Source organism: Streptomyces collinus (assembly GCF_031348265.1).
In the GTDB taxonomy this organism is placed as follows: domain Bacteria; phylum Actinomycetota; class Actinomycetes; order Streptomycetales; family Streptomycetaceae; genus Streptomyces; species Streptomyces collinus.
In genome coordinates this window covers 5,902,876-5,918,431 of record NZ_CP133771.1, presented here as the reverse complement: position 1 = coordinate 5,918,431, position 15,556 = coordinate 5,902,876, and the positions used below count along the sequence as shown (strand labels likewise).

General features: G+C 69.5%; 15 protein-coding genes and 1 riboswitch. Of the genes, 6 read left to right on the top strand and 9 right to left on the bottom strand.

The features are described from left to right. Nucleotides 1-236 precede the first annotated feature (236 nt). Nucleotides 237-494 (top strand): WhiB family transcriptional regulator, encoded by a 258-nt coding sequence (locus tag RFN52_RS27055; protein WP_003992873.1) that lies wholly within the window; start codon nt 237-239, stop codon nt 492-494. A gap of 200 nt (nt 495-694) precedes the next feature. Here RFN52_RS27055 and RFN52_RS27050 read toward each other — a convergent pair whose 3' ends face one another. Both RFN52_RS27050 and RFN52_RS27045 read right to left on the bottom strand, forming a co-directional pair. Continuing rightward, nucleotides 695-2,161, bottom strand: a complete 1,467-nt coding sequence (locus RFN52_RS27050; RefSeq protein WP_184854050.1) for a sensor histidine kinase — start codon at nt 2,159-2,161, stop codon at nt 695-697. A 352-nt stretch (nt 2,162-2,513) separates the two neighbouring features. Next, a complete protein-coding gene (locus RFN52_RS27045; protein WP_184849849.1) occupies nt 2,514-3,203 on the bottom strand; it encodes a TetR/AcrR family transcriptional regulator in 690 nt (229 codons plus the stop codon). 96 nt (nt 3,204-3,299) lie between these two features. On the opposite strand from RFN52_RS27045, the gene RFN52_RS27040 reads away from it, so the two are divergent. Then, nucleotides 3,300-4,052, top strand: a complete 753-nt coding sequence (locus RFN52_RS27040; protein WP_184849846.1) for an SDR family oxidoreductase — start codon at nt 3,300-3,302, stop codon at nt 4,050-4,052. Between the two features lie 144 nt (nt 4,053-4,196). On the opposite strand, the gene RFN52_RS27035 is transcribed toward RFN52_RS27040, so the two are convergent. Continuing rightward, the gene (locus RFN52_RS27035; RefSeq protein ID WP_184849844.1) at nt 4,197-5,267 is read right to left on the bottom strand and encodes an SIS domain-containing protein; all 1,071 of its coding nucleotides are present in this window, start codon (nt 5,265-5,267) and stop codon (nt 4,197-4,199) included. Nucleotides 5,268-5,676: 409 nt separating this feature from the next. Here RFN52_RS27035 and nagB point away from each other — a divergent pair, with 409 nt between their 5' ends. Beyond that, nucleotides 5,677-6,462, top strand: a complete 786-nt coding sequence (nagB, locus tag RFN52_RS27030) for a glucosamine-6-phosphate deaminase (RefSeq protein ID WP_184849842.1) — start codon at nt 5,677-5,679, stop codon at nt 6,460-6,462. A gap of 64 nt (nt 6,463-6,526) precedes the next feature. On the opposite strand, the gene RFN52_RS27025 is transcribed toward nagB, so the two are convergent. From RFN52_RS27025 to RFN52_RS27000, 6 genes are all read right to left on the bottom strand, one after another. Next, the gene (locus RFN52_RS27025) at nt 6,527-7,072 is read right to left on the bottom strand and encodes a hypothetical protein (protein WP_184849840.1); all 546 of its coding nucleotides are present in this window, start codon (nt 7,070-7,072) and stop codon (nt 6,527-6,529) included. Next, nucleotides 7,069-7,317 carry a helix-turn-helix transcriptional regulator gene (locus tag RFN52_RS27020; RefSeq protein WP_062929004.1) on the bottom strand — a complete coding sequence of 83 codons (249 nt, stop codon included), beginning with the start codon at nt 7,315-7,317 and terminating at the stop codon, nt 7,069-7,071. Before RFN52_RS27020 ends, RFN52_RS27025 begins: the two co-directional genes overlap by 4 nt. A 66-nt stretch (nt 7,318-7,383) precedes the next feature. Beyond that, nucleotides 7,384-8,922, bottom strand: a complete 1,539-nt coding sequence (locus tag RFN52_RS27015; protein WP_184849838.1) for a glycoside hydrolase family 3 protein — start codon at nt 8,920-8,922, stop codon at nt 7,384-7,386. Between the two features lie 9 nt (nt 8,923-8,931). Continuing rightward, nucleotides 8,932-9,792, bottom strand: a complete 861-nt coding sequence (locus tag RFN52_RS27010; RefSeq protein ID WP_184849836.1) for a carbohydrate ABC transporter permease — start codon at nt 9,790-9,792, stop codon at nt 8,932-8,934. Continuing rightward, complete coding sequence (locus RFN52_RS27005) at nt 9,789-10,778, bottom strand: carbohydrate ABC transporter permease (RefSeq protein WP_184849834.1); 990 nt, start codon at nt 10,776-10,778, stop codon at nt 9,789-9,791. The genes RFN52_RS27010 and RFN52_RS27005 overlap by 4 nt, the downstream gene beginning before the upstream one ends. A gap of 70 nt (nt 10,779-10,848) precedes the next feature. Next, a complete protein-coding gene (locus RFN52_RS27000; protein ID WP_184849832.1) occupies nt 10,849-12,129 on the bottom strand; it encodes an extracellular solute-binding protein in 1,281 nt (426 codons plus the stop codon). A gap of 312 nt (nt 12,130-12,441) precedes the next feature. On the opposite strand from RFN52_RS27000, the gene RFN52_RS26995 reads away from it, so the two are divergent. The 3 genes from RFN52_RS26995 to mctP all read left to right on the top strand — a co-directional run bounded on the left by RFN52_RS26995 (nt 12,442) and on the right by mctP (nt 15,241). Continuing rightward, the gene (locus tag RFN52_RS26995) at nt 12,442-13,206 is read left to right on the top strand and encodes a GntR family transcriptional regulator (protein WP_184849830.1); all 765 of its coding nucleotides are present in this window, start codon (nt 12,442-12,444) and stop codon (nt 13,204-13,206) included. 143 nt (nt 13,207-13,349) lie between these two features. Next, on the top strand, nt 13,350-13,616 hold the full coding sequence (locus tag RFN52_RS26990) for a DUF3311 domain-containing protein (protein WP_184849828.1): 267 nt from the start codon (nt 13,350-13,352) through the stop codon (nt 13,614-13,616). Beyond that, nucleotides 13,613-15,241 carry a monocarboxylate uptake permease MctP gene (gene mctP, locus RFN52_RS26985; RefSeq protein WP_184849826.1) on the top strand — a complete coding sequence of 543 codons (1,629 nt, stop codon included), beginning with the start codon at nt 13,613-13,615 and terminating at the stop codon, nt 15,239-15,241. The genes RFN52_RS26990 and mctP overlap by 4 nt, the downstream gene beginning before the upstream one ends. Nucleotides 15,242-15,377: 136 nt before the next feature. After that, nucleotides 15,378-15,514: riboswitch (cobalamin riboswitch) on the top strand. The last annotated feature ends 42 nt before the right edge of the window (nt 15,515-15,556 follow it).

Here is a 15,556-nt window from a genome sequence, read left to right as displayed (position 1 = left end):
GAAGAATCAAAAAAAACTTTCCAGAAGGGGTTGTATCCGCCGCTGAGGTTTGCGAGTCTCTACGTGGCGATCGGGACGGCCCGCAAGACCGGCCTCCACTGATCACCAGAACCCCTCTCCAACTCACAGGACCTTCGTCAGGGAACCTGACGGTCGGCCCTTCACTTGTTGAGGGATTCGTGAAAGCGTTCACATTCACAAGCACCTGCACGTAATACCAAGGAGAGGTAGCAGCCATGGACTGGCGTCACAACGCCGTTTGCCGCGAGGAAGACCCCGAGCTCTTCTTCCCCATCGGCAACACCGGTCCTGCGCTGCTGCAGATCGAGGAAGCCAAGGCCGTCTGCCGTCGCTGCCCGGTGATCGAGCAGTGTCTGCAGTGGGCGCTCGAGTCCGGCCAGGACTCCGGCGTCTGGGGTGGTCTCAGCGAGGACGAGCGCCGTGCCATGAAGCGCCGCGCCGCCCGCAACCGGGCCCGTCAGGCCTCCGCCTGACAACCCACCCCTGCTGACAGCCTGAGCTTGGCGGCGCGTACAGCGCGTACGCATCTCCCGCCCCCGAGCCGCAGCGCGCAGTTCCCCCGATGCGCTTAGTAAAGCAGCAACGAGCTTTAGCCCCGGACCACTTGGTGGCCCGGGGCTCATTGCTTTTCCGGCCCCTGTTCCTGTTCCGAGCTTTCGGGTTCCGCGTTCCGCTACTTCTGGGACCGCACCGGGATGTCGAGGATCACGCGGGTGCCACGCTCCGGGGCCGGGACCATGTCGAAGGTGCCGCCCAACTCCCCCTCCACCAGGGTCCGCACGATCTGCAGGCCGAGGTTACCGGCGGTGTGCGGATCGAACCCTTCCGGCAGGCCGACCCCGTCGTCCTGGACCGTGACCAGCAGCCGGGCCTCCTTGCTCGTGCCGCCCCGGACCGCCGAGACCTCGACCGTGCCGGTGTCGCCCTCACGAAAACCGTGCTCGAGCGCGTTCTGCAGCACCTCGGTCAGCACCATCGACAGCGGCGTGGCGACCTCGGCGTCGAGAATGCCGAAGCGACCGGTGCGCCGGCCGGCGACCTTGCCCGGGGAGATCTCCGCGACCATGGCCAGCACACGGTCGGCGATGTCGTCGAACTCCACCCGCTCGTCCAGGTTCTGGGAGAGCGTCTCGTGCACGATCGCAATCGATCCGACGCGCCGCACCGCCTCTTCGAGGGCCTCGCGCCCACGGTCGGACTCGATGCGCCGCGCCTGGAGGCGGAGCAGCGCCGCCACCGTCTGGAGGTTGTTCTTGACTCGGTGGTGGATCTCCCGGATCGTCGCGTCCTTGGTGATCAACTCGCGCTCTCGCCGACGCAGTTCGGTGACGTCACGGAGCAGGACGAGGGAACCGATGCGGGTTCCCTTGGGCTTGAGCGGGATCGCGCGGAACTGGATGACCCCGTCACTGGCCTCGATCTCGAACTCGCGCGGCGCCCAGCCGCTGGCGACCTTGGCGAGCGCCTCGTCCACCGGGCCCCGGGTCGGGGCGAGTTCGGCGGTGGTCTTGCCCAGGTGCTGGCCGACGAGGTCGGAGGCGAGGCCGAGCCGGTGGTAGGCGGACAGGGCGTTCGGGGAGGCGTACTGGACGATGGCATCGGCATCGAGCCGGATCAGGCCGTCGCCCACGCGGGGCGAGGCATCCATGTCGAGCTGCTGGTTCGCGAACGGGAAGGACCCGGCCGCGATCATCTGCGCGAGGTCGGAGGCGCTCTGCAGATAGGTGAGCTCCAGGCGGCTCGGGGTGCGCACGGTGAGGAGGTTGGTGTTGCGCGCGATGACACCGAGGACGCGCCCCTCCCGCCGTACGGGGATCGACTCGACCCGGACGGGGACCTCCTCGCGCCACTCCGGGTCGCCCTCGCGCACGATGCGGCCTTCGTCGAGGGCGGCGTCCAGCATCGGCCGGCGGCCGCGCGGGACGAGGTGGCCCACCATGTCGTCCTGGTACGAGGTCGGGCCGGTGTTGGGGCGCATCTGGGCGACCGAGACGTACCGGGTGCCGTCGCTGGTGGGGACCCACAGGACCAGGTCGGCGAAGGAGAGGTCGGAGAGCAGCTGCCACTCCGAGACCAGCAGGTGCAGCCACTCGAGATCGGTGTCGTCGAGGGCGGTGTGCTGGCGTACGAGTTCGTTCATGGAGGGCACGTGTGCGAGCGTACCCGGGGGTTCGTACGGCCCTGAAACACCCGCGGGCCGCGGCGCCTGAGAGGGACCCTCAACCCTCCCGGCACCGCAGCCCGGAGCAGCATCGGCCGTGGGGTGTGCGGTCCCGGTCGGCCGAGGATGAGGAGCCGGGGCAGTCAGGGCAGAGAGCCTCGGTTCCTCGGTCCGCCTTCCTGTGCGGGGAAGACGGAGGCTGGTGCGCGTTGCACACGCGCTCTCGTTACGCATTGTGGACTAGACCACTTACGGGTGTCCATGCGTTGGAGGCTGTTCGTTGTTGTCATTTCTGCGACGGCGTCGGACGCACTGTCGTCCAGCAGGCAGCCTAACCCGTGTGTGTTCCTGTGCGGGGCCAGATGGACAGGGCAATTTCCGCGACCGCCTCCAGTTCCTCCCGGCTCGCCCCGTCGCGTGCCTGTTGTGACATGCCCTGGATCATCGCTCCGGTGTGCCGGGCCAGGGCGGCGGCGTCGGTGGCCGGCGGCAGCACACCGGCGGCGACATCGGCCCTGATGCGGCTCTCGAACGCGGCGATGTTGGCGTTGCGGCGGCCGCGCAGCGACTCCTCCACCTCGGGGGTCGAGCAGTTCGTGGCGGCGTGGACGACGAGGCAGCCGTGCGGGTGGCCGGGTTCCGTGTACGCGGTGGCGGCCTCGCGCAGGGCCCGCTCGACGGCGGCCCGCGCGGTGGGCTCCTCGGCGAGGGCGCGCTCGGTGAAGGATCCGTATCTCGTGCCGTACATGCGGACGACCTCTTCGAAGAGGGACCGCTTGTCACCGAAGGCCGCGTACAGGCTGGGGGCCCCGATGTCCATGACGCGGGTGAGGTCGGAGACGGACGTGGCCTCGTAGCCGTGCTCCCAGAAGGCGAGGAGGGCCTTCTCCAGCGCGGTCTCGCGATCGAAGGAGCGGGGGCGGCCGCGGGACTTGGTCCTGGCCCTGCCGCCTCCGGCGGCTTCCGCACTCGCGGCGTCAGGCCCTGTCCGGGCCTTCGCGGTTCCGTCGTCGTTCACCATGGGGTGCATTTTATAGCGGGCACTAGAGAAATGACCCGGGGCTGCTGTACGGTCATTTCTGTAGCGACCACTAGAAAATGAGGAGGGGGCGTCGCCATGGGCGTGCTCACGGGCAGGACGGCACTCGTCACGGGGGCGAGCAGGGGCATCGGGCGGGGAATCGCCGAACGGCTGGGGCGCGACGGCGCCCGGGTGGCGGTGCACTACGGCAGGAACGAGACGGCGGCGAAGGAGACGGTCGCAGCGATCGAGAGGGCCGGGGGCTCGGCGTTCGCGATGGGCGTGGAGCTGGGGGTACCGGGGGACGCCCAGGCGCTGTGGGAGGAGTTCGACCGGCATGCGGACGGTCTGGACATCCTCGTGAACAACGCGGCGATCGGCAACACGCGGCCGATCCGGGAGCTGGAGGAGCGTGAGTACGACAAGGCCTTCGCGGTGAATGTGAAGGCGCCGTTCTTCATCCTCAAGCACGGCATGACCCGTCTGCGGGACGGTGGCCGGGTCGTCAACATCTCGTCGGGGCTGGCCCGGACGGCGGTGATGCCGGACAACATGGCGTACGCGATGACGAAGGGCGCGCTGGACGTCTTCTCACGCGACCTGTCCAAGGTGCTGGGGAGCCGGGGCATCACGGTGAACTCGGTGGCCCCGGGGATCATCGACACCGACAACACGGCAGCCCTGCTGCACGGCAGCCCCGACGGCTGGGCGAAGGCCGCCGCGATATCGGCGCTGGGCGGCGTGGGCGAACCCGCCGAGGTCGCCGACGTGGTGGCGTTCCTGGTGTCGGACGGGGGGCGGTGGGTGACGGGCAGCTGGGTGGATGTGACGGGAGGTTCGCTCACATAGCCAGGCAGCAGTGACTGTGCAGGCCGGCGCCCTCAGGGGGACAGCCCAATGCCGCAGCGACCGTGATGCCCGGGCCACAGTGCCCCTGATGCCGGTCCACCCCGCCCGCGGTGACGCCCAGGGTGATGCCCGAGGCTCCCTCCCTCAGCGAGTCTCCGTCACCTTCGCCAGCGCCCGGGGCGCGTCCGGGTCCTGCCCCCGGGCGATGGTGACTTCGTAGGCCAGGAGCTGGAGCGGGATGATCTCCAGCAGGGGCTGGACCTCCTCGGCCACGCCGTCCGTGGGCAGGACGAAGCCGGCCGACGCCCGCTCCACCTGATGCCTGGGGCCGATGACGACGAGGTCGGCACCGCGGCCGCGCAACCGGTCCAGGACGGGCTGGAGCGCTTCGCCGCCCTTGCCGTCGGTGACCACCGCGATGACCGGGGAGACGTTGTCGACCATGGCGAGCGGTCCGTGCAGCAGGTCCGCGCCGGAGTAGGAGAGAGCGGGGATGTAGCTGGTCTCCATCAGCTTGAGGGCCGCCTCCTTGGCCGTGGGGTAGCCGTAGCCGCGGGACGTGATCACCATGCGCTCGGCGAAGCGGTAGCGGGCGGCGAGAGTGCGCACCTCGTCCTGCCGGGCGAGCAACTGCTCGGCGAGATCCGGGAGCACCTGCGCGGGCGCGCCGTCGCCGCCGCGCAGGCCCTCGACGAAGAGGTAGAGAGCGAGAAGGGAGGCGGTGTAGGTCTTGGTCGCGGGGAGAGCCTTCTCCGGCCCGGCCATGATGTCGATGTGGTACTCGGAGACGCCGGCGAGCGGTGAGTCCGGGTTGTTGGTGACGGCCAGCGTGACCGCACCGGCCTCGCGGGCGGCCCGGGTGGAGGCGACCAGGTCCGGGGAGCCGCCGGACTGGCTGACGGTGACGACGAGGACGTCGGTGAGGTCGGGCCGTGCGCCGTAGGCCGTGGTGGTGGACATCGAGGTGAGTCCGCAAGGCAGGCCGAGCCGGATCTCCAGGAGGTACTTGGCGTACAGGGCGGCGTTGTCGGAGGTGCCGCGGGCGGTCAGCAGCACGAAGCGGGGCGCGCGGGCCGCGATCCGCCGGGCGACGTCCTGGATGGCGGGGGCGCCTTCGGACAGGATCCGGCGCAGGACGGCGGGCTGCTCTGCCATCTCACGGGCCATGGTCCGGCCCGGGAGCTCGCTGAGGGGGTCCGGTGTGGGGGCGGTCATGGGCGGGTCCTTCCAGGAGCGGGCCGTGCTGCTGCAGACCCCATTCCACTCCCCCGGGCCGGGCAACGCCCACCAGGGGGCCTCGAACCCATATCCCGCACCTTGCGCGGAGCGGCAGGGGCCCCTGACCCACCGCCCACACCATCAACCGCCGCAAAGTCACCCCTTGGTCCACCACCCACACCATCCACGGAGCCGCAGACTCACCCCCAGACCCACCACCCACACCATCCACGGACAGGCAAAGTTCACCCCCTGGCGACCTGGTCGGCACGCCGGCGCTGCCCGTGCGGGAGCGGCGGTGCTCACCCTGGGAGGGATGGGACCGCTCTGTTAGATTGGTCTAAACCACACGACCCCCTCCGGGTCCGGTCCCAGTTGAGCACTCCTCTCAGATCGGCAGGCCAGCGTGGAAGTTGTCATCGTTCCGGACGCCGAGGCCGGCGGCGAGCTCATCGCCGAGGCCATGGCCAAGCTGCTTGGCCGCAAGCCCGGCGCCCTGCTCGGCGTGGCCACCGGCTCGACGCCGCTGCCCGTGTACGAGGCACTGGCGGCGAAGGTCCGCTCCGGTGCCGTGGACGTCGGGCAGGCGCGGATCGCGCAGCTCGACGAGTACGTGGGGCTGCCCGCCGATCATCCGGAGTCGTACCGCTCGGTGCTGCGGCGCGAGGTACTTGAGCCGCTCGGGATCGGGATGGACCAGTTCACGGGCCCGGACGGCACGGCGGAGGACGTACAGGGGGCGTGCGAGGCGTATGACAAGGCGCTGTCGGACGCCGGGGGTGTGGACCTTCAGCTGCTCGGGATCGGGACCGACGGGCACATAGGGTTCAACGAGCCGTGCTCGTCGCTGGCTTCACGGACGCGGATCAAGACGCTGACGGAGCAGACCCGGATCGACAACGCGCGCTTCTTCGGCGGTGACATCGGCCAGGTGCCGCACCACGTGATCACGCAGGGCATCGGCACCATCCTGGAGGCCCGGCACCTGGTGCTGCTCGCCACCGGTGAGGGCAAGGCTGACGCGGTCGCGGCGACGGTGGAAGGGCCGATCGCCGCGGTGTGCCCCGCGTCCGCGCTCCAGCTCCACCCGCATGCGACCGTCGTCGTGGACGAGGCCGCCGCGTCGAAGCTGAAGCTGGCGGACTACTTCCGGCACACCTACGCCAACAAGCCGGAGTGGCAGGGCATCTGAGACCTCCGGCGGGCCCGGGACAGCACCGACGCTCCCCCGGTCGCCCGACCCGAGTGACAGGGGGCTAGCGGCCCAGCGCCCCGGGCTCCAGTACGTCGTCGTCGGCCGGCTCGTCCTGGGCGCGCCAGCCGGCCACCCACAGGGGCATCACCCAGTGGACGACGAGGACGGCGATGAGCAGGGGCGCCGCGTAGGCCTTCGGGGCGTCTCCGGCGACACCGCCCGTGATCAGCAGGGTGACCGCCGTGGCCGCGAGGAGCAGCGTCGTCACGCGGTGGGCCCGGGCCAGGACGCGGCTGCGTTCTGCCGACTGGCGCTCGTCCAGGACGTGTTCGCGCAGTTCCAGCAGGCCCCGGGTGGCGCTGTTGATCACGCCGGTCGCGACCATCCAGGGCAACAGCAGCACCGCCATCACGGCCACGGCCCACAGCGGTTCGCCCTCGGCGAGGAACATGTGGGTCATCAGACCGCCGATGGCCAGGGTGAGGGTGACATGGGCGGCAACGGCCACGCGGCGGCGTGCTGCCGTGGCGTGCCAGGCCGCTGCGCGGCGGTCGTTCATCAGCCGCAGCATGCTCCGGTCGTAGCGGGTCAGGCGTGTCGTCGTCATGGCTGTTTCCTCCCGTAGACCTCGTCCGTGAGCGGCCGGAACGGTTCGAGGGAGAACAGGGCCTCGACCGGCAGACCGAAGAACTTCGCGATCTTCAGCGCCAGGTCGAGGCTCGGGTTGTACTGCCCCCGCTCGATGTAGCCGATGGTCTGGTAGTGGGCCCCCACTGCCTCGGCCAGGCTCTGGCGCGACACCTTGTGTTCGGCGCGCACCACGGCCAGCCTGTTGTGCACCTGCTCGCTCATGTATAAGGAGTACTACATGTGGTCGCAGGCTTACAACCCAGCTCATCGAAGAGGTACTCAGCGGGTTCAGCGGCCCATGGCTCCGGCGATCACCTCGGCCGCCGCCCGGCCGCAGACGCGGGCCGCGCCGTGGGTGGCGATGTGCAGGGCGCCGCGCGGGGCGGCCTGCGGGACACCCATCTCGACGACGACGGTGTCGGGGCGGGCGGCCAGCAGGGCGTCGAGGGCGGAGGCCATCCAGGGGTGGCGGTGTTCGTCGCGGACGACGGCCACGATGCGGCGCGGTCCGGCGGCCTGGAGGGCCGCGCGGCCGGCGTTCTCCCCGGCCTCGCTCTCCGGGCCGTCCCCGGCGGAGAAGCTGCCGGTCACAGTGCCGGGCAGGAGGTGGATGAGCTCGGCGGCGATGCCCCATGGCGTCTCGTCGCCGACCGCGATGTTGGCGACGGGGGTGAGGGCGGCGACGTAGGGCGGTTCGGTGAGGGGCTTGAACGTCGCGGGATCGCCGAGGCCGGGCGCGGCCGTCACGGTGAGGGCGCGGCGGGCGGCATGCAGGCCGATCTCGGTGCCGTGGGTGTCCTCGGCCGGGCGCCCTGCCGTGCCCGCCCAGCGGGCGAGGGCCCGTACCCGGTCGGCGGCCTCGGCGAGGCGCCCCTCCGGGAGTTCGCCCGCGCGCACGGCCGAGACCAGGGCGTCCCGCAGGCGCAGCACGGTCGCGTCGTCAGCGAGGCCGCCGCCCACGCAGATCGCGTCGGCGCCCGCGGCGATGGCGAGGACGCTGCCGCGTTCGATGCCGTAGGTGCCGGCGATGGCGTGCATCTCCATGCCGTCGGTGACGATGAGGCCGGCGTAGCCCAGTTCGTCGCGCAGCAGGCCGGTGAGGATGCGGTGCGAGAGGGTGGCGGGACGGTCTGGGTCCAGGGCGGGGACGAGGATGTGGGCGCTCATGACGGCCCGGGTGCCGGCGGCGATGGCGGCGCGGAAGGGGGCCAGTTCGCGTTCGGCCAGCACGCCGGCGGAGACGTCGATGCGCGGCAGGGCGTGGTGGGAGTCGACGGCCGTGTCGCCGTGGCCCGGGAAGTGCTTGGTGCAGGCGGCGACCCCGGCGGATTGCAGGCCGGTCACATAGGCAGCCGTGTGCCGGGCGGCCAGGCCGGTGTCGGCGCCGAAGGAGCGGACGCCGATGACCGGGTTGCGCGGGTCGGAGTTGACGTCGGCGGACGGGGCCCAGTTGAGGTTGACGCCGCACGCGGCAAGGCGCCGGCCCAGTTCGTGGGCGACCTGCTGGGTCAGCTCCACGTCGTCGATCGCGCCGAGGGCGTGGTTGCCCGGGAAGGAGGAGCCGTTGCGCACCTCCAGGCGGGTCACGTCGCCGCCCTCCTCGTCGATGGCGACGAGGACGTCGTCGCGCTCGGCCCGCAGCTGTGCGGTGAGGGCGGCGAGTTGGCCGGAGGAGGCGATGTTGCGGCCGAAGAGCCCGACGGAGGCGAGTCCCTCACCGAGGCGGCGCAGCAGCCAGTCGGGGGCGGTGGTGCCGGTGAAGCCGGGCTGGAGGACCGTCAGGGCGTCGCGGGTGAGTGTGTCGGTGCCGCTGGCGAGTGTCGTCATCGGGTGAGGTCATCCCTTCACGGCGCCCGCGGTCAGGCCCGCGGCCATCTTGCGCTGGACGAGGAGGAAGAGGGCGACGATCGGCACGGCCATCATCGTGGCTCCGGCCATCATCGGGGCATATTCGGTGCCGTGCTTGGTGGTGAAATTGCCGAGCCAGACGGTCGCGGTCTGGTTCTTCTGGCTGAGCAGCATCAGGGCGTAGAGGTACTCGTTCCAGGCCTGGATGAAGGCGTAGACCGAGGTGGCGACCATGCCGGGGGCCAGCAGGGGGAAGACGACCCGGAGGAAGGCGCCGGTGCGGGAGCAGCCGTCGACCATGGCCGCCTCCTCCAGTTCCTTCGGGATGTTGACGATGAAGCCCCGCAGCGTCCACACGGTGAACGGGAGGATGAACGTCAGGTACGTGATGATGAGGCCGGTGAGCCGGTCGTACTGGCCGAGGTCGTTGAGCAGCAGGAACACCGGAATGATCATGGCGACCAGCGGGACCATCTGGACCGCGAGGATGCCCACGATCACGATCTTGCGGCCGCGGAAGGCGAACCGGGAGATGGCGAGCGCGGCCAGCAGCCCGACCACCATGCCGATGACGACCACCGCCAGCGACACCACCATGCTGCGGCCGACCGGGCCCCAGAAGTCGGCGATGTCCAGCGCCCGGGTGAAGTTGTCGAGGGTGATGCCGGTCGGCAGGAGGCTCGGATCCGCGTCGATGGCGTCCTTGGCGGGCTTGAACGCCGTGTTGAGCATCCAGTAGAGCGGGAAGCCGGCGGTGACGAAGACCAGGAGGCCGAGGAGGTTCCAGCCGAGCCGCGACGTGCGGCGCCCGGTTGTCTTCCGGCGGCCGGCTCCGGCGAGCGTACTCATTCGACCTCTCCGATCTTCAGCATCTGCCGCATGTAGACGGCGACCACGCCGAGCAGCAGCAGGACGGTGATCAGCGCGATGGCCGAGCCCTGGGCGTAGTCGTTGACGACGAAGGCCCGGTCGTAGGAGTAGGTGTTGAGGACCTGGAACTCCGGCTCGGGGTGGCCGCCCCGCATGACGAACACCTGGGGGAAGACGCCCATGTCCCAGATGACCGACAGGGTCGTCAGCATCACGATGATCGGCTTGAGGACGGGCAGGGTGACGTAACGGAAGACACCCCAGGAGCCGGCGCCGTCCAGGCGAGCGGCCTCCTCCAGCTCCTTCGGGACCTGGGTGAGACCGGCGCTGAGCGTGATGACCACGAACGGCACGGCTCCCCAGATCACCAGCAGCATGATCACGGCCAGCCCCTCGGGTCCGCTGGCGAACCAGTTGTGGCCGACCATGTCGACGCCGGGCAGCTTGCTGAGCAGCGCGTTGAAGACGCCGTAGTCGGAGTCGAAGAGCCACTTGAAGACCGTGGTCGCCACGATCACCGGCATGCCCCAGCTGGCCACCAGCACGATGTTGATGAGCATCTTCAGCCAGCCGGAGACCCGCTGGAGCAGCAGGGCGAGGGCCATCCCGATCACCATCGTGAAGACGACGGCACCGGCCGCGAAGACGATCGTGCGCAGGACGACGGCCCCGAACTCGCCGTCGCCCAGCACCTTGGCGAAGTTGTCGAAGCCGACCGACTCGGCCGGCTGGAAGCCCCACAGCTGGGACTGCCCGAACTTCTGGAAGGACAGGGTGACCAGGCGGGCCAGCGGATAGCCCATGACCAGGGCGAGGATCAGCAGGCAGGGCGCGAGCAGCAGCCAGGGGACCGCGGCCCCGCCGGACGTGCGACGCTCGCGGGGCCGTCGGTTCTCGGGGGGTGGCGGGGGTGCCTGCCGCGGCGGCGGCACTTTGGCAGGGATGTGGGTGTCTGCGGCACTCATCGCGCGCTCCTCGGCGGTCCCTCAGGTCTTGACGGCGGCGGGGTCCCACCGGTGGGACCCCGCCCGAAGGTCACTTGGTGTTGATGACCTTGTCGATCGCGGCGTCCGCCTCCTTGGCGGCGGCCGCGACGGACTTCTTGCCGGTGCCGATGCTCTGCAACATGGTCTGCAGGATCTGCGCCTTCTCGACCTGGCCCCAGCCGGGGGCCATCGGGACGAACCAGTTGGACTCGGCCGCGGTGGCGGGGACGGCCGTCTTCGGGTCGTTCTTGAGCGTGGCGAGGTCCGTCTTGTTGTTGGGCAGGTTGCCCTTGGCCATCAGCCCCTTCTGGCCGGAGGAGCCTGCGAACGCGTTGATCCACTCGGCGGCCAGTGCCTGGGCGTCGGACTTCACCGGCACGGCGAGGTCGGAGCCGCCCAGGAAGACGGGCATGTTCTTGCCGGACGGGCCGGGCATCACGAAGTTCTCGAGGTTGCCCTTGAGCTTGCCGGTCTTGTCGTTCTTCGGGTCCTCGGCGGTGGCGCCCTCCCAGGCGGCGGCGAAGATCATGGAGGACTTGCCCTGGCCGTAGACGATGTAGCGGTCGGACTCGTCCTTGGTCTTGTCGCCGTGCATGTACGAGTCGACGACGTTCTTGAACTCCTTCAGGCCCTTGAGGGACTCGGGGGAGGAGAGGGAGGCCTTCCACTGGCCGCCCGACTCGGTGGCGATGGCGCCGCCGGCGTCGTAGACGAAGGACATGGCCGCGTACCAGTCGCGGGTGGGCTGGTACCAGGCGCTGAACTTGTCGCCCTGCTTCTTCTGGATCTTGTCCAGGGCGGCGGTCAGCCCCTTGTACGTCTTAGGTGCCGACTTCACCCCGACCGACGCCGCGACGTCCTTGCGCCAGTTGGCGACGCGGCCGCCGGCGTAGTACGGGACGCCGTAGGTCTTGTCCTCGTAGGTGACCGAGGCCTTGAGGCCGTCCAGCCAGGCGTCGGCGTTGTCGAACTTGGCCTGGTCGAGGGGGGCGAAGGCGCCCTTGACCATGTAGCCGAGCATCTCGGTGTTGCCCATCTCGACCACGTCGGGGGCCTTGTCCGTGGCGAGGACGGCGTCGAGCTTGGCGTTCTTGTCGGGCCAGCCGTAGTACTCGTGGTTGATCTTGACGCCGGGGTGCTTCTTCTTCACCGCGGCGTCGGCGGCCTTCACCAGCTCCGGCCAGTTGTTCTGCGCGTCGACGGTGAGCCAGACGGTCAGCTCCTTGGCGTCCGCGCCCTTGTCGGAACCCCCGTCACCCTCGCCCCCGCACGCCGCGATGGAGACCATCATGCCCGCGATACCGATCGCGGATATCAGCTTGCGCTTCACGCCACCCTCCTCAGGGATCCCACAACCCCCCTGGCTCCTCGCAGTGAACGGGGGGCCGGGCCTGGACCAATGGTGTAGACCAGTACGGGGAGCTTGGACCAGACCAGAAGGCCTGTCAAGGGTCGCGTTACAGCCCTGACCAGCCGTTATGCGACCTACATATGCAGGAACCTTTAAGTAAGAAGCCAGCGAAAACCCCGGCGGGCACGGCATACTGCGGGTAGACCACAGGGAATGGTGGACTAGACCAAAAGAGGCGCCGACGGTATACAAGTGGGATCGTGTCGGCAGACCGAGCCGGGAAGGCGGAGCATGAGCACCGACGTCAGCAGTGCGGAGAACGAGAACGGGGTGCCCGTCCGTACCGCACGCGTGCCCAAGTACTACCGCCTGAAGAAGCACCTGCTCGACATGACGGAGACGCAGGCGCCGGGCACGCCGGTCCCGCCCGAGCGCACCCTGGCGGCGGAGTTCGACACCTCGCGCACCACCGTGCGCCAGGCGCTGCAGGAACTGGTCGTCGAGGGCCGGCTGGAACGCATCCAGGGCAAGGGCACGTTCGTCGCCAAGCCCAAGGTCTCGCAGGCGCTGCAACTGACCTCGTACACCGAGGACATGCGCGCCCAGGGCCTCGAACCCACCTCGCAGCTGCTGGACATCGGCTACATCACGGCCGACGACCGCCTGGCCGGGCTGCTCGACATCACGCCCGGCGGGCGCGTGCTGCGCATCGAGCGGCTGCGCATGGCCAACGGCGAGCCGATGGCCATAGAGACCACCCACCTGAGCGCGAAGCGCTTCCCGGCGCTGCGGCGCTCGCTGGTGAAGTACACGTCCCTCTACACGGCGTTGGCCGAGGTCTACGACGTCCACCTCGCGGAGGCCGAGGAGACCATCGAGACGTCCCTGGCCACCCCGCGCGAGGCCGGCCTGCTCGGCACGGACGTCGGCCTGCCGATGCTGATGCTCTCCCGCCACTCGCTGGACCGGGACGGTCAGCCGGTGGAGTGGGTGCGGTCGGTCTACCGGGGGGACCGCTACAAGTTCGTGGCACGGCTGAAGCGGCCTGCCGACTAGCGACGCCCCGCGGCGCTTCCGGCGCTGCTGAGGCCCGGTTTCGGTTGGGTACCGCATTGCGGACGAGGGGTTCCGCTGTCGCCGCACCCTGACCTAGATTGCCTGCGCACTACAGGTGATCACCAAGGGGACGGAGCCGCCTGATGTCGCAAGCACCGGAAGTCAGCAGAGGGCCGGTGGTGACGCCCATGCGCGTCGTCATCGCCATCTGCCTCATAGCGCCGTTCGTGGCCATGCTGTGGGTCGGGTCGTACGCCAAGACCGACCCGGCCTTCATCGGGATCCCGTTCTTCTACTGGTACCAGATGGCGTGGGTGCTCATCTCCACCGTCCTGACGATGATCGCCTACAAGCTCTGGCAGCGTGACCAGCGCGCCCGCTCGGCCGCGAAGGGCGGTGCGTCGCAGTGAAGGACGGCGTGAACGGCGTCGCGCTCGGCGTCTTCATCTTCTTCTTCCTGGCCGTGACGGTCATGGGTTTCCTGGCCGCGCGCTGGCGCAAGGCCGAGAACGAGCAGAGCCTGGACGAATGGGGCCTGGGCGGCCGCTCGTTCGGCACCTGGGTCACCTGGTTCCTGCTCGGCGGTGACCTGTACACGGCGTACACCTTCGTCGCCGTGCCGGCGGCGATCTACGCGGCGGGCGCGGCGGGCTTCTTCGCGGTGCCGTACACGATCCTGGTGTACCCGCTGATCTTCACCTTCCTCCCCCGCCTGTGGTCGGTGTCCCACAAGCACGGCTACGTCACGACCTCCGACTTCGTGCGCGGCCGCTTCGGCTCCAAGGGTCTGTCGCTGGCCGTGGCCCTCACCGGCATCCTCGCGACCATGCCGTACATCGCGCTCCAACTGGTGGGCATCCAGGCCGTGCTGGACGTGATGGGCGTCGGCGGCGGCGAGAACACCAACTGGTTCATCAAGGACCTGCCGCTGCTGATCGCGTTCGGCGTGCTGGCCGCGTACACGTACTCGTCGGGTCTGCGGGCCCCCGCCCTCATCGCGTTCGTGAAGGACACGCTGATCTACATCGTCATCGCGGTGGCGATCATCTACATCCCGATCAAGCTGGGCGGCTTCGACGACATCTTCGCCAAGGCCAGTGAGGCGTACAGCCAGACCAACCCGGCGACGGGCGCGCCGCGCGGTGCGCTGACACCGGCCGAGCCGGGCCAGTGGACGTACGCCACGCTGGCGTTGGGCTCCGCCCTGGCGCTCTTCATGTACCCGCACTCGATCACGGCGACGCTGTCCTCGAAGAGCCGTGAGGTGATCCGCCGCAACACCACGATCCTGCCGCTGTACTCGCTGATGCTGGGTCTGCTGGCGCTGCTCGGGTTCATGGCGATCGCGGCCGGCATCAAGGTGCAGAACGGGCAGCTGGCGATCCCGCAGCTGTTCGAGACGATGTTCCCGGACTGGTTCGCGGGCGTTGCGTTCGCGGCGATCGGCATCGGCGCGCTGGTGCCCGCGGCCATCATGTCCATCGCGGCCGCGAACCTCTTCACCCGCAACATCTACAAGGACTTCATCAAGCCGGACGCGACTCCCGCGCAGGAGACCAAGGTCTCCAAGCTGGTGTCGCTGCTGGTGAAGGTCGGCGCCCTGGCCTTCGTCCTCACCATGGACAAGACGGTCGCCATCAACTTCCAGCTGCTGGGCGGCATCTGGATCCTGCAGACCTTCCCGGCCCTGGTCGGCGGCCTGTTCACCCGCTGGTTCCACCGCTGGGCCCTGCTCGCGGGCTGGGCGGTCGGCATGGTCTACGGCACGGTCGCCGCGTACGGCGTGGCCTCCCCGACCCAGAAGCACTTCGGCGGCTCCGCGAAGGAGATCCCGGGCATCGGGGAGATCGGCTACATCGGCCTCACGGCGTTCGTCCTGAACGTGGTGGTGACGGTGGTCCTGACCTTCGTCCTGAAGGCCCTGAAGGCCCCCGACGGCATCGACGAGACCAAGCCGGAGGACTACACGGCGGACGCGGGCGACCCCGGGGTCCAGGTGGAACTCCCGCCGGCGACTGCTGGTTCCGCGCACTGATTCCAGGGCCCCGGCCCATCACGAACACCCCCGCAGCGGGCCGCCGTGACCGAGCGTCACGGCGGCCCGCTGTCACGTAGAGCTGACGCTCCGACACCACCGCGACACAACATCTGGGGGTGTCATCGGGACCCGACACAAGATGTATGCTCATGCTCGCTGCCGCCGCAGGGGAATCCGGTGCGAATCCGGAACTGTCCCGCAACGGTGTACCCATGCCCATATGTGCGCATGGGCGTCAGTCCGAGGACCTGCCGACAGCGCACCCGGCCACCCGGCCGTGGTGCCCCGACGTCCGGGCCTCGTGGAATGGGC

Coding starts and splice junctions, on each gene's coding strand:
- RFN52_RS27055 (WP_003992873.1), top strand. CDS start 237: ATGGACTGGCGTCACAACGCCGTTTGCCGCGAGGAAGACCCCGAGCTC.
- RFN52_RS26990 (WP_184849828.1), top strand. CDS start 13,350: ATGTCGCAAGCACCGGAAGTCAGCAGAGGGCCGGTGGTGACGCCCATG.
- RFN52_RS26995 (WP_184849830.1), top strand. CDS start 12,442: ATGAGCACCGACGTCAGCAGTGCGGAGAACGAGAACGGGGTGCCCGTC.
- RFN52_RS27010 (WP_184849836.1), bottom strand. CDS start 9,792: ATGAGTACGCTCGCCGGAGCCGGCCGCCGGAAGACAACCGGGCGCCGC.
- RFN52_RS27040 (WP_184849846.1), top strand. CDS start 3,300: ATGGGCGTGCTCACGGGCAGGACGGCACTCGTCACGGGGGCGAGCAGG.
- RFN52_RS27050 (WP_184854050.1), bottom strand. CDS start 2,161: ATGAACGAACTCGTACGCCAGCACACCGCCCTCGACGACACCGATCTC.
- RFN52_RS27025 (WP_184849840.1), bottom strand. CDS start 7,072: ATGACGACGACACGCCTGACCCGCTACGACCGGAGCATGCTGCGGCTG.
- RFN52_RS27015 (WP_184849838.1), bottom strand. CDS start 8,922: ATGACGACACTCGCCAGCGGCACCGACACACTCACCCGCGACGCCCTG.
- RFN52_RS27005 (WP_184849834.1), bottom strand. CDS start 10,778: ATGAGTGCCGCAGACACCCACATCCCTGCCAAAGTGCCGCCGCCGCGG.
- RFN52_RS27035 (WP_184849844.1), bottom strand. CDS start 5,267: ATGACCGCCCCCACACCGGACCCCCTCAGCGAGCTCCCGGGCCGGACC.
- RFN52_RS27020 (WP_062929004.1), bottom strand. CDS start 7,317: ATGAGCGAGCAGGTGCACAACAGGCTGGCCGTGGTGCGCGCCGAACAC.
- RFN52_RS27045 (WP_184849849.1), bottom strand. CDS start 3,203: ATGGTGAACGACGACGGAACCGCGAAGGCCCGGACAGGGCCTGACGCC.